Source organism: Novosphingobium gossypii (genome assembly GCF_050433305.1).
GTDB lineage: Bacteria > Pseudomonadota > Alphaproteobacteria > Sphingomonadales > Sphingomonadaceae > Novosphingobium > Novosphingobium gossypii.
Map to the genome: position 1 here is coordinate 77,105 of NZ_JBNPXM010000010.1, position 12,891 is coordinate 89,995.

General features: G+C 67.8%; 9 protein-coding genes. 6 read left to right on the top strand and 3 right to left on the bottom strand.

Going from position 1 to position 12,891, the window contains the following annotated elements:
* The first annotated feature begins 36 nt into the window (after positions 1–36).
* Complete coding sequence (locus GGR40_RS17085) at positions 37–1,401, top strand: FAD/NAD(P)-binding protein (protein ID WP_429277458.1); 1,365 nt, start codon at positions 37–39, stop codon at positions 1,399–1,401.
* 4 nt (positions 1,402–1,405) lie between these two features.
* Here the strand turns inward: GGR40_RS17085 and GGR40_RS17090 are convergent, their stop codons facing one another.
* Positions 1,406–2,281: an NTP transferase domain-containing protein gene (locus GGR40_RS17090; RefSeq protein WP_429277459.1), complete on the bottom strand. Its 876-nt coding sequence runs from the start codon at positions 2,279–2,281 to the stop codon at positions 1,406–1,408.
* A gap of 155 nt (positions 2,282–2,436) precedes the next feature.
* Between GGR40_RS17090 and GGR40_RS17095 the strand changes: the two genes are divergently transcribed.
* Genes GGR40_RS17095 through GGR40_RS17105 form a run of 3 tightly spaced genes read left to right on the top strand, consistent with a single transcriptional unit; the run spans position 2,437 to position 6,669 of the window.
* Positions 2,437–4,407: an OPT family oligopeptide transporter gene (locus GGR40_RS17095; protein ID WP_429277460.1), complete on the top strand. Its 1,971-nt coding sequence runs from the start codon at positions 2,437–2,439 to the stop codon at positions 4,405–4,407.
* A 31-nt stretch (positions 4,408–4,438) separates the two neighbouring features.
* A complete protein-coding gene (locus tag GGR40_RS17100; RefSeq protein ID WP_429277461.1) occupies positions 4,439–6,499 on the top strand; it encodes a carbon starvation CstA family protein in 2,061 nt (686 codons plus the stop codon).
* A complete protein-coding gene (locus tag GGR40_RS17105; RefSeq protein WP_429277462.1) occupies positions 6,496–6,669 on the top strand; it encodes a YbdD/YjiX family protein in 174 nt (57 codons plus the stop codon). The genes GGR40_RS17100 and GGR40_RS17105 overlap by 4 nt, the downstream gene beginning before the upstream one ends.
* Before the next feature lie 4 nt (positions 6,670–6,673).
* Here the strand turns inward: GGR40_RS17105 and GGR40_RS17110 are convergent, their stop codons facing one another.
* Together GGR40_RS17110 and GGR40_RS17115 are read right to left on the bottom strand one after the other, a co-directional pair.
* Positions 6,674–8,128, bottom strand: a complete 1,455-nt coding sequence (locus tag GGR40_RS17110; RefSeq protein ID WP_429277463.1) for an alginate export family protein — start codon at positions 8,126–8,128, stop codon at positions 6,674–6,676.
* 73 nt (positions 8,129–8,201) lie between these two features.
* Entirely contained in the window at positions 8,202–9,542 is a 1,341-nt protein-coding gene (locus GGR40_RS17115; protein WP_429277464.1) for a dicarboxylate/amino acid:cation symporter, read from the bottom strand.
* A gap of 274 nt (positions 9,543–9,816) precedes the next feature.
* On the opposite strand from GGR40_RS17115, the gene GGR40_RS17120 reads away from it, so the two are divergent.
* Positions 9,817–11,529: a sensor histidine kinase gene (locus GGR40_RS17120; protein WP_429277465.1), complete on the top strand. Its 1,713-nt coding sequence runs from the start codon at positions 9,817–9,819 to the stop codon at positions 11,527–11,529.
* Entirely contained in the window at positions 11,526–12,848 is a 1,323-nt protein-coding gene (locus tag GGR40_RS17125) for a sigma-54-dependent transcriptional regulator (RefSeq protein WP_429277466.1), read from the top strand. Before GGR40_RS17120 ends, GGR40_RS17125 begins: the two co-directional genes overlap by 4 nt.
* The last annotated feature ends 43 nt before the right edge of the window (positions 12,849–12,891 follow it).

Sequence of the window (12,891 nt, forward strand, 5' to 3'; positions counted from 1 at the left end):
TAGTCGTCAGCTTCCATCGATAGGGATTTTGCATTCATGACCAGCGCCAGAACCGTGCGCGACCTGCCGATCGCGATCGTCGGCGGAGGGTTCAGTGGAACGCTCCTGGCGATCAACCTGCTGCGGCATGGGGTGAAGGTGACGCTGATCGAACGCAGCTCGGCGCAGTTGGCCAAGGGCGTGGCGTTCGGAACCCGCCGTCCCGAGCATCTGCTCAACGTGCGCGCCGCGAACATGAGCGCCTTTCCCGACGATGCGAAGCACTTCGTAAGGTGGATGAACTTTGCCGAGGCGGACGAGGCCAATCGCTTCGTGCCAAGGCTGACATACGGCAGCTATCTGCGCGAATTGCTGATAGCAGCGCTGGCAAAGGCCGGCCCGGATGCGCAGATCGTGGATGCGGAGGCATGCTCGATCACATTCGACAATGGCGCGGCGCAAGTCCATCTGGCCGATGACGATGCCGTCGATTGCCGCGCGGCGGTACTGGCGCTGGGCAACTTCCCACCCGCCCCGCATCCCGTGTTCGACGGTCTTGATCCGGCGCTATACGCCCCTGACCCGTGGGATCGCACCGCCGTGGAAGGGCTGGCGGATCTCAGCGAAGTGATGGTCGTAGGCAGCGGGCTGACGGCGGCGGACGTGGGGCTGTCGCTGGAGAGTTCGGGCTTTGCGGGCCGGGTCACAGTCCTTTCGCGCCGAGGGTTGAGGCCCCATGCCCATGCCGAAAGCGGGCCGGTGGTAACGCCGGTCCCCGATCCCGACATGCGCGGTGCGCGGCTGGTCCGCGAAGTGCGGCGGCGCGCAGCGGAGATCGGCTGGCGCGGGGCCGTGGACGCGCTGCGGCCGCACACGCAGAATATCTGGCGGCGTCACTCGCCTGCCGCCCAAGCCAGTTTCCTGCGTCATCTGCGGCCTTACTGGGACATTCACCGGCACCGTCTGGCCCCGTCCGTCGCGGCTCGACTGGCGGAGATGGAGGAGGCCGGGCGGCTGCGCTACATCGCGGGCAAACTGTGTGGAGCCGAAGCCGAGAATGGTCGCGTCACCGTCAGCTATCGCCCGCGCGGCGAGGACGGGACCGCCATGGTGACGGTGGATCGCGTCTTCAACTGCGCCGGCCCCGACGGCAACCTTGGCCGGGTGGATGCGCCGATCCTGACGCATCTGCTGAACGCAGGCCGCATCCGGGGCGACGTGCATGGCCTTGGCGTGGACGTCGATCACCTTGGCCGGGTGCGCGATGCAGAGGGCAAGGTTCAGGACGCGCTGCTGGCGGTGGGGCCGATCACTAAGGGCGAGGCGTGGGAAGTGGTGGCGGTGCCGGACATCCGCCGTCAGGTATGGGGTCTGGCGCGGTTCCTGGCCGACGAACACTGGGTAGGCGGCGAGGGTCTCTGATGCGCTAGGTCAGGGCGCGCCGTGCCAGCGGCGCTCCTGGTTCGGGGCGGGGCGGCGTGGCGCGCTCGGCCAGCATGGCTTCCGCCAGCGCGTGCGTGCGGGCATCGTCCACGTCGAGCGCCTGCGATCCATCCCGCAGCACCACCGGTTTCAGGCGCAGGCTCCATCGGCGAGACAGGCGTGCGGCGGCGTCGGCAAGGCTGCCGGTGCGCAGGCTGAGGCGCACCATGTTGACGAAGCCGAACGCCCGCAGCACGCCCCACGCATTCCCGGCAAAGCGCCCGCCCCCCCGAAACACTTCTGCCGCATTCAGGGCTTCCGGGTTGGCGGCGGCATAAAGGTTGCAGCTTGCATAGGCCCCGTCGGAAAATTCGTGGAACGGGTGGTCGTGCTGCGGATCGGCGGAGATCACCGTTGCGCGCGGAGCCATTGCAAAGGCAAGGTCGGCGTCGTCCAGCGCGGCTATCATGGCGTCGATCGAGGCCGGAGTGAGCAGCGCGTGATCTGCCGTTGTGACCAGCACCGGCCCGTCCCACCCCTCGGCCGCGGCCAGCACGCTGTCGACCAGGTTCTCCCGTGCGTTCACCAGCTTGGCGATGCCGCGTCCGGGCAGTTGCGACAGCACGTCGAACAGGCCGTCGAAGGCTTCGCGTTCGACCGAAATCGCGAGGCTGGCGATGGCGGGGTGGACGGCAGCGGTCTGCAGGACGTGGGCAACCAGCGGGCGCCCGGCCAGCGGCACCAGGCACTTGTGCGTCATGCCGAAACCCTGCGCCAGCGCATCTGTCCCGTGCGGGTGGCGCCCGGCAAGCACGATCATCCTTATCGCCGTATCCGGCATCCGTATGGCCATGTCGGGGGAGTGCGTCGGTCTGTCCATGGCAGACCCTTATCAGTGCGGGATGTGACGGCTCGGTGAAAGCGCGAAGGGCTTTGTGTGAAAACTTCCCGTAAGTTGCGCAGAGAAGATTTCTTCTGTCCTACAAGGCCGCTGCATGCCAATAGGTCCGGCTGGAAGGATCAGGTGGAACGACGATGGCGAACGATACGGTGCAGGCAGCAGACCCGGCCAGGGCTTCGGCAAGGGAACTGACGCTGCGCGGCATCCTGCTGGGCGGCGCGATCACGCTGCTGTTCACGGCGGCCAACGTCTATCTCGGCCTGAAGGTCGGCCTCACCTTTGCCACCTCGATCCCGGCCGCCGTCATCTCGATGGCGGTGCTGCGCGGGTTCAGGGATTCCACGATCTGGGAAAACAACATCGTCCAGACCGTGGCCAGCGCGGCGGGAACGCTGGCGGCGATCATCTTCGTGCTGCCCGGTCTGGTCATGATCGGCTGGTGGCAGGGCTTTCCCTACTGGACGACGGCGGCGATCACCGGAACGGGCGGCGTGCTGGGCGTGCTGTTCTCTGTCCCGCTGCGCCGCGCGCTGGTGGTGGACACGCCGCTGCCCTACCCCGAAGGCCACGCCGCCGCCGAAGTACTGCGCGTCGGTTCCGGGTCGCGCGAAGGGGCTGAGGAAAGCGCCAAGGGGCTGTCGGTGCTGGTATGGAACGCGCTGGCCTCCATCGGTTTCGCCGTGCTGACGCAGACGCGCCTTGTCGTAGGCGAGGCGGCGGTGTGGTTCCGCGCGGGCGCCGGGGCCACCGGCGTTTCGGGCGGCCTCTCTTTCGCGCTGCTGGGCGTGGGGCATCTGGTCGGCATTTCGGTGGGCCTGGCGATGTTCCTGGGCCTTGTCGTCGGCTGGTGGGTGCTGCTGCCGATCCTGACCGCGCAGACCCCGATGCCCGGAGACGTGGGCGCATGGGCCGGCGCGATCTTCTCGCAGAACGTGCGCTTCTTCGGCGCGGGCGTGATCGGCGTCGCGGCGGTGTGGACGCTGCTGCGGATCGCCGGGCCGGTTATCGGCGGCATCCGCTCCGCCCTTGCCGCCAGCAGGGCGCGCAAGTCTGGCGAGGCGCTGTCGATCGAGGAACAGGATCTGCCGATCGCCGCTGTGGCGCTGGGCGCCCTTGCCATGCTGGTGCCGATCGCGGTGCTGCTGGGGAGCGTGATCGCCGGCGGCCCGCTCGCGGGCAGCGAGATCGTGCTGGTGGCGGGCGCGGTGGTCTTCGTGGTCGTGTTCGGCCTGCTGATCGCGGCGGTCTGCGGGTACATGGCGGGCCTCATCGGCGCGTCCAACTCGCCGGTTTCGGGCATCGGCATCCTCTCGGTGGTCGCGGCCTCGCTCATGCTGGTCGGGCTTTTCGGACGCGATCAGAGCGCGGGGACGACGGAGGCTCTGGTCGCCTATGCGCTGATCGTCACCGGCGTGGTGTTCGGCGTGGCCACGATCTCCAACGACAACCTGCAGGATCTTAAAACCGGCCAGCTGGTCGGCGCAACGCCGTGGAAGCAGCAGGTGGCGCTGGTGATCGGCGTGGTGTTCGGATCGCTGGTGATACCGCCGGTGCTGGACCTTCTCAACACCGCCTTCGGGTTCTCGGGCGCGCCGGGCGCGGGGCCGAACGCGCTGCCCGCGCCGCAGGCGGCGCTGATCTCGGCACTGGCCAAGGGCGTGCTGGGCGGCGATCTCAACTGGACCATGATCGGCTGGGGCGCGGCGGCGGGCGTGGCGTTCATCGCGCTGGACGAAGTGCTGGGCAAGGCGGGCCGCCTGCGCCTGCCGCCGCTGGCGGTCGGCATCGGCATCTACCTGCCGATGAGCGTGATCCTGCCCACCGTGATCGGATCGGTGGTCGGCTGGTTCTACGACAAGTGGGCCGAAGGTCGTCGCGATCCGGAATTTGCGCTGCGCATGGGCGTGTTGACGGCGACCGGCCTGATCGTGGGCGAAAGCCTGTGGGGCGTGGCCTTCGCGGGCATCGTCGCGGCATCGGGCAGCGACGCGCCGCTGGCATTGGTCGGGCCGGGCTTCGAAACGCCTGCGCTGATCGGCGGCACGGTGCTGTTCTTTGCGCTGCTGGCGTTCCTCTATGGCCGCACACGCAGGCTGGTGGGCTAGGAATTCCGGGACGACGAATGGAGAGGACGCCTTGAAACACATCCCCTGGATCATCCTTGCGATCGTTGGCGCGGTCTGTCTGGCGGTGCTGGCGGTATCGCGCGGAGAGGTGGTGAACGCCCTGTGGATCGTGGTTGCGGCGGTAAGCTGTTTCCTCGTCGCCTATCGCTACTATGCGCTCTACATCGCGCGGCACGTCATGCGGCTGGACCCGACCCGGGCCACGCCGGCGATCTACCGCGCCGACGGCCTCGACTATGTGCCGACGGACCGGCGCGTGCTGTTCGGGCACCACTTCGCGGCGATCGCGGGCGCGGGGCCGCTGGTGGGGCCGGTGCTGGCGGCGCAGATGGGCTATCTGCCGGGCACGCTGTGGATCATCTTCGGCGTCGTGCTGGCGGGTGCGGTGCAGGACTTCATGGTGCTGTTCATCTCCATGCGCCGCGACGGCAAATCGCTGGGCGAACTGGTGCGCATGGAGATGGGCGCAGTGGCCGGCACCATCGCGCTGGCGGGCGCCTTCCTCATCATGGTCATCATCCTGGCGGTGCTGGCGCTGATCGTGGTGCGGGCGCTGGCCGAAAGCCCTTGGGGCATGTTCACCGTCGCCGCCACGATCCCGCTGGCTTTGGCGATGGGCGTCTACACCCGCTGGATCCGGCCTGGCCGCATCGGCGAGGTATCGGTGTTGGGCTTCGTCGGCCTGATCGCGGCCATCGTGTTCGGGCAGAACGTGGCCGCGTCCGAGGTCTGGGGGCCGCTGTTCACCTTCACGCCGCAGACGCTGTGCTGGATCCTGATCGGCTATGGCGCGCTGGCTTCACTGCTGCCGGTGTGGCTGCTGCTGGCCCCGCGCGATTATCTGTCCACCTTCCTCAAGATCGGCGCGATTACCGCGCTGGCCGTGGGGATCGTCGTCATGGCTCCGCCGCTGCGCATGCCTGCGCTGACGCAGTTCGTCGGCGGGGGTGGCCCGGCTTGGTCGGGCGCGCTGTTCCCCTTCCTGTTCATCACCATCGCCTGCGGGGCGGTCTCCGGCTTCCACGCGCTGATCGCCAGCGGCACCACGCCCAAGCTGATCGCAACCGAGACTGACGCGCCCTTCATCGGCTATGGCGCTATGCTGATGGAGGCCTTCGTGGCGATCATGGCGCTGGTGGGCGCATCGATCCTGGATCCGGGCATCTACTTCGCGATGAACAGCCCTGCCGCCATCCTCGGCACCGACCCGGCAAGCGCGGCTCATGCCGTCACTGCGATGGGCTTCCCGGTCAGCGCCGACCTGCTGGTCCAGACCGCCCGCGACGTAGGTGAACATACCATCGTATCGCGCACCGGCGGCGCGCCGACGCTGGCGGTGGCGATGGCCGAAATCTTCAGCCACGTCGCGGGGGGCACCGCGATGAAGGCGTTCTGGTACCACTTTGCGATCCTGTTCGAGGCGCTGTTCATCCTCACCGCCGTCGATGCGGGGACGCGGGCGGGGCGCTTCATGCTGCAGGATCTGATCGGGCTTGCGGTGCCCTCATTCCGCGCGGGCACGTCTTGGGTGCCGGGCGTGGTGGCGACGGCACTGTGCGTGCTGAGCTGGGGCTTCTTCCTTTATCAGGGCGTCACCGATCCGCTGGGCGGGGTGAATACCCTGTGGCCGGTGTTCGGTATCTCCAACCAGATGCTGGCCGCCGTGGCGCTGATGCTGGCGACGACGGTGCTCTTCCGCATGAAGCAACAGCGTTATGCCTGGGTCACGGTGATCCCCACCGTGTGGCTGCTGATCTGCACGCTGAGCGCCGGTGCGCTGAAGCTGCTGTCGAGCGATCCGACGGTGGGCTTCCTTGCCCATGCCGCCAAGTTCTCCGCCGCGATAGAGGCGGGCACAGTGCTGGCCCCCGCCAAGACGATGGCGCAGATGAACGCCATCGTCTTCAACGACCGGGTCGATGCCGCGCTTTGCGGGGTGTTCCTGGCGGTGGTGCTGTCGCTGCTGGGCTTCACCGTGCGGACGTGCCTTGCGGCGCTGCGCCAGGATCGCCCGACGGTGAACGAAAGCCCGGCGCAGACGATACCCGAGCAGATGGTCCCGGCGGAATGAAGACCCTGCGCGCCATGCTGCGCCTGATGGTGGGGCAGCCGCCTTACGAGGACTATCTGGCGCACATGGCGCGCCACCACCCCGAAGCCACGCCGATGACTCGGGTGGCGTTCTTCCGCAACCGGGAACAGGCGCGCTTCGGCGGGGCGGGCGGCGGCAAGTGCTGCTGAGCGCCTAGAACCGGAAGCTGATCCAGCCTGCAAGGAAGTCCGAACTCTTGTAACCGGCGTCGGTCAGCGCCGGGCCGGCCTGGAGGTGTTCGTAGCGTCCGGTGAAGGACAGGCGCGGCGTGATCGTCCAGGTCAGCTGCAGGCGCGCCAGTTCGGCGATCTTGCGCGCCCTGCCGTTCTGCGTTCCGGCAAAGGGCTGGCCATTGGCGCGGTAGACCGCGTCGTTCACGTTGTCGCGATAAGCGAACTCGTACTCCGCCAGCAGGCGAGCGCCCTTGAACGGGGCGAAGCTGACGTTCGGCGTTACGGCGCGCAGGTTCGATGGCGTCAGGTACAGCTGATAGCTGTAGTAGATGTTGTTGCCGAACGGCGCATAGGCATTGCGCAGCTTGCCGTCGCCATAGCCGCCCCCGCCGCTGGCATAGTCGAAATGGACGCCGACGCGCGGCGCGGTCTTGCTATCTCCCAGGCGATAGGACTGGGCGATGAAGGCCTGCCAGGCGGAAATGTCCTGATCGATGTAGTGCCCCCACTGGCGGTTCACCGACCAGTCGAAGTTCACGCGCCCCACATCGCCGCGCAGCCATCCGCCCAGATAATAGCGCGTCGCCGGGCCGACCCGCCCGCCCCACGCGCCGACATCGTTCCTGCGGCGCCAGACGAAGGCATCGAAGGCGACGGTGGACTTGCTGCCAAGGATGGTCCCCGGCAGCATCACCCCTACGGTGGCGCCGGAAAAGCGGCGGGCAGAATCGTGCTGGTCGTCGCCGAAGCCGCGGTTGCCGTACTCGGTCGGCCAGAAATCGAAGGCCCCGAACCGCAGCTTCGATCCCCGCGCATAGGCCCGCCAGCCGTTCAGCGTATAGCGGATGGTGTTGTTGTCCCGCTGCGAGGTGAGGATGTTAGGCCCGTCCACGAACTCCTGCCGGCCATAACGCACGCCCACATCGACGGTGCCGATCTGCGCCATGCCCTCTACGAAGGCCTGCTGGACGACAAGGTCGTTGCGCAGCGAAGTGGTTGGCGTGCCAAGGTTCACGCCCGCAATGCCGCCGTGCGCCAGTTCTCCGAAAACGCGCAGGTGCTTGCCCAGATGCAGATCGGCTGCGCCCACCACGCGGTTGATGTCCTGCCGCTGCGCCTCAGCATCGCGCAGGTTGGGGTTGGTGGTGTGGTTCACGCGCAGGCGCAGTTCGCCGGAGAGCGTGAGGTAGACGTTGCCGTCATCGTCGAGCGGGATGTACTTCAGCCGGTCCAGCGGATCGTCGCGCTTCTCGGCATCCGCCATGGAGGTCCAGTCCTCGGCCCAGCGCGACAGGGAGTAGCCGGCGGTAATCGCGCCATCGCCGTTGAAGGCCTGCGGATAGGGTTTGGCTTCCTCCGCCGACGCCGCGCAGGGGGCTGCGGACAGCGCAAGCGAAAGGGTGGCGGCGCGCAGCCGCAAATGTGCAGTGGTCATGGGGTGCGACCCTCTCCGTCGTTTCTTGTTCTTTCCGGCCGGGATCACCCGACCGGTATGCCGGTCTTCAGGCTTACCCGGCAGGTGCCAGCTGCGCGTCCGCTGCTGCGGCGGGCAGCGGGTGCCCGGACAGAGCTGCGTCGAGGCGGGCGTGGTCCAGCTTGCCCTCCCAGCGCGAGACGACCACGGTGGCGACGGCATTGCCGACGAAGTTGGTCAGGCTGCGGCATTCCGACATGAAGCGATCGACGCCCAGGATCAGCGCCATGCCCGCGACCGGCACGTCCGGCACGATCGACAGCGTGGCCGCCAGGGTGATGAAGCCCGCGCCCGTCACGCCCGCCGCGCCCTTTGACGAGAGCATCGCCACGCCCAGTAAGAGCAGCTGCTGGCCCAGCGTCAGGTCCACGTTGCAGGCCTGCGCGATGAACAGCGCGGCCAGTGTCATGTAGATGTTGGTGCCGTCGAGGTTGAACGAATAGCCGGTGGGCACGACCAGCCCGACCACGGCCTTGGGGCACCCGGCGCGCTCCATCTTCTCGATCAGGGCGGGCAGGGCGCTTTCGGAAGAAGACGTGCCCAGCACCAGCAGCAGTTCGCCCTTCAGGTATGCGATCAGCTTGAGGATGGAGAAGCCGCACAGCTTCGCCACCGCGCCCAACACCACAACAACGAACAGGATCGAGGTGAGGTAGAACGTCGCCACCAACTGCGCCAGATTGGCAAGGCTGCCGACGCCGTACTTGCCGATGGTGAAGGCCATCGCGCCGAAAGCACCGATCGGGGCCAGCTTCATCACGATCGACACCAGCTTGAACACCACGATCGAGACGTCCTCGAACAGCGCGAGAACCTTGTCGCCGCGACTGCCGACGGCGGCCAGCGAGCAGCCGAACAGGATGGCGACGACCAGCACCTGCAGGATGTTCTCCTGCGCCAGCGCGGAGACCAGCGTGTCCGGGATCATGGCGTTGAGGAAGCCGGTGAAGGTCGTCTCATGCGCCTTTTCAGCATATTGGGCCACCTTGCCCGCGTCGAGCGATGCGGGGTCGATGTTGAAGCCCGCGCCGGGCCGCACGACGTTGGCCACGGTCATGCCGACCACCAGCGCCAGCGTGGAGAAGAACAGGAAGTAGGCGAACGCCTTCGCCGCCACACGCCCCACCGATCCGAGATCGCGCATGCCGGCGATGCCGGTCACGATCGTCAGGAAGATCACCGGGGCGATGACCATCTTCACCAGCTTGATGAACATGTCGCCCACCGGCTTCAGCGCTTCGCCGGTGGCGGGCGCGAAGTGGCCGACGAGGACGCCGGCGGTGATGGCCGCCAGAACCTGGACGTAGAGATGCGTGTACCAGCGCTTGGGTGCAGCCGGGGCGGCAGGCGCGATGTGCGACGGGTCGTAATGCATGCGGTAAAAGCCTTCGTCATCCTCGACACGCAACAGACGCCCTTGGAGCGCTGCTCGTGTCCAGTGGCAAAGTGCATCCGCTGCCGCTGCGCGCAAAGAGGAATTGCACGAATGAAATAGGTGTTTCTTATCAGACTGTTGCGTTATTGAACCGGGGCTCCATGTCCAATATCCTGCACGCGCCGTCCCGCAGAAGTGCAGAAACTTGCACATGCCGGTCCGGCGGCCTAAGCAGGAAGGCGATCCGGATGACGGGAAGGAGGCGAGCAGAGGCGTGATCCGTTCAAGGCAGCTTTCCTGGCTGATCGCCGCACTGGCGGCTGCGCTGCTGGCCGGACTGGCAGCGGGGATCGTCGTGCGCGAAGCGGCAACCCAGCGCTTCGCCGCGCAGGCGCTGGCGGACGCGCGCCTGCGGCAGGCGCTGCTGGGCAACGAAGTGGCGCGCTTTCGCCTGTTGCCGCTGGCGCTGGCGGATGACAGCGATCTTGTCGCGCTGGTATCAGGGCGGCCCGGTGCACGCAAAGTGATGAACGCCAAGCTGGAGCGGCTTTCGAGCGCGCTGGGTTCGCCGATCATCTATGTGGTACGGGCGGACGGACTGACGTTGGCGGCCAGCAACTGGCACGATCCGCGCAGCTTCCTGGGCAAGTATTACGGCTTCCGGCCTTATTTCCAGGCAGCGGCCCGAAGGGGTGCGGGTGAGCAGTTCGCGCTGGGCACGGTCAGCCGTCGCCCGGGCCTGTTCTTCGCCCGCCGCGCGTTTGGTAACAGCGTGGTGGTGATGAAGATGGAGTTCGGCAGCCTTGAGGCGCAATGGCGCGCGGCTCGCGGCATCACGTTCGTGACTGACCGCGATGGCGTAATCCTCGTCACCAGCCGGCCGGGCTGGCGCTATGCCGCCACACGGGCGATGACGCCGCAGCAGGCACGAAGCGCGCGGGAGATGATCGGCGTTGGCGGCTTCGGTGCGGCGCCGTTCACGCGTCTGGGCGGCCCGCGCATCGCCATTGCGGGGGAGCGGGGGGACTATCTCCTCGTCACCAGCGCTCCCGACGCATCGGGCTGGCGGGTCAATCTGGCGCTGCCGCTGCGTGGTTCGGTCGATGCGGCAGAGCGTACCGCGCAGGTCGTGGCGGCGCTCACGATGCTGGCGCTGTTCGCAAGCGCCGCGTTCCTTGCCGAACGCGGCCGTCGTCGCCGCGAACACACCGCTCAGCTGGCAGCCGCCGTTGCCGAACGCACCGCAGACTTGCGCCGCGAGATCGAGGACAGGACCGCCGCCGAGGACCACGCGGCGCAACTGCGCGAAGGGCTGCGGCAGGCCAACCGGCTCGCCACTCTGGGGCAGGTGACCGCCAGCGTCGCGCACGAAACGGCGCAGCCCGTGGCCGCGATCCGCAACTATGCCGCCACGTCACGCCAGCTGCTGGACATGGGCGCGCAGGACATGGTGCGCGACAACCTTTTCGCCATCGACCGGCTGGCCGAGCGGATCGGCACCGTCACCGCCGAACTGCGCGGCTTTGCGCGCAAGGGCAGCCGCGCCGGTGGCCCGGTGCCGCTGGCCGAAGTGGTGGAAGGGGCGTGCCTGCTGCTCAAGGAACGGCTGTCGCGCGTGGCCTTCACCCGGCCGCCGGTCCCTGCCGACCTGATGGTGCTGGGCGGGCATGTCCGTCTTGAGCAGGTGCTGGTGAACCTCCTCCAGAACGCGCTTGAGGCGCTGGAGGGGCAGCAGGATGCCCGCATCGACCTGTCGGTGGAGGCCGATCCGCAAAGCGTGACCATCGCGGTGCAGGACAACGGCCCCGGCGTTTCGCCGGAAGTGGCCGACCGCCTGTTCACCCCGTTCGCCACCAGCCGTCCATCCGGGCTGGGCCTGGGTCTGGTCATATCCAAGGACATCGTCGAGGACTTTGGCGGCACCCTGAGGCTTGTCCCGTCGGACCGGGGCGCGCAGTTCGTCGTCGTACTGCGGCGGGCGTCGTGAGCGGCGACGCGCGCCGGGTGGCGCTGGTGGACGACGATGAGGACATGCGCGTCTCGACGGCGCAGGTGCTGATGCTGGCGGGGTTTTCGGTGGAAACCTTTGCCGATGCGGCGTCGGCGCTGGCTGCGGTCGATGCGGACTGGCCGGGGATCGTCGTGAGCGACGTGCGGATGCCGCACATGTCGGGCACCGAGCTGTTCCGCGCGCTCCATGCCCGTGATGCCGAGCTGCCGGTTATCCTGGTGACCGGGCATGGCGACGTGGCAATGGCGGTGGACGCGCTGAAAGCGGGGGCGTGGGACTTCCTGACCAAGCCGTTCGATCCGCAGGCTCTTGTCGCGGCGGCGGACCGGGCGGCAACGGCGCGGGCACTGGCGCTCGACAATCGCCGACTGCGTGCTGCCGCGCAGGAGGACGAGGCGTCCGGCCTCGTCGGGCAATCCCCTGCCATCCGCCGCCTGCGCGAGATGATCCCGACCCTTGCCAATGCCGACATCGACCTCTTCATCGAAGGGGAGACGGGCACCGGCAAGGAACTGCTCGCCCGCCTGATCCACCGCGCGGGAAAGCGTTCGCGCCATCGCTTTTTGGCGGTTGCTTGTGGTGCTCTTCCCGAAGTGCTGGAGGACGAACTGTTCGCACCGGGCGGAGAGGCCAGCATCGCCTCGGCCATGCGCGGCACGCTGTTCCTCGACGATGTCGATCAGGCGTCGCGCCGGTTGCAGGCAAGGCTGACCCCGCTGGTCGAGGACCGCGTGCTACGGAGCCCCGGCGCGCGCGATCCGCTGCCGCTGGATGTACGCGTGATCGCGACGGGCGGGGCGGATACGGCGGAAGGCAAGGGCGACGACATCCCCGACCGCATCGCGCCGGGCCTGTTCTATCGCCTTGCCGCGCTGCGCCTGCGCATGCCCCCGCTGCGCGAGAGGCGCGAGGACGTGCCCGCGCTGTTCGCGCATCTGGCGGCCTCGGCAGCGGCCCGGTTGCGCCTGCCGCTGCCGGTGATGACCGCCGCCGTGCGCGAGCATCTTGCCAGCCACGACTGGCCGGGCAACGTGCGCGAACTGGCGCATTTCGCCGAGCGCTTCGTGCTAGGGCTGGCAGAAATCGCCTCGCCTGCCTCGACGCCGGACGAAGCCGACACCCTGCCGCAGCGCGTCGATGCGTTCGAACGCGATACCATCGTCGCCGCGGTGAAGGCCGCCAATGGAGAGATCGGCGCGGCGATCCGCCGGCTCGGCATCCCGCGCAAGACCTTCTACTACAAGGTGGGCAAGCACGGCATCGACCTTCCTGCCCTGCGGCGCGGCGGCGGATAGGGGCGTTCTTGCACAGGTTGCATGGAACACCTTGATCTCTCGT

Excerpts from the sequence above, each read along its gene's own strand:
- GGR40_RS17085 (WP_429277458.1), top strand. The coding sequence starts at position 37 with ATGACCAGCGCCAGAACCGTGCGCGACCTGCCGATCGCGATCGTCGGC.
- GGR40_RS17090 (WP_429277459.1), bottom strand. The coding sequence starts at position 2,281 with ATGGACAGACCGACGCACTCCCCCGACATGGCCATACGGATGCCGGAT.
- GGR40_RS17095 (WP_429277460.1), top strand. The coding sequence starts at position 2,437 with ATGGCGAACGATACGGTGCAGGCAGCAGACCCGGCCAGGGCTTCGGCA.
- GGR40_RS17105 (WP_429277462.1), top strand. The coding sequence starts at position 6,496 with ATGAAGACCCTGCGCGCCATGCTGCGCCTGATGGTGGGGCAGCCGCCT.
- GGR40_RS17110 (WP_429277463.1), bottom strand. The coding sequence starts at position 8,128 with ATGACCACTGCACATTTGCGGCTGCGCGCCGCCACCCTTTCGCTTGCG.
- GGR40_RS17115 (WP_429277464.1), bottom strand. The coding sequence starts at position 9,542 with ATGCATTACGACCCGTCGCACATCGCGCCTGCCGCCCCGGCTGCACCC.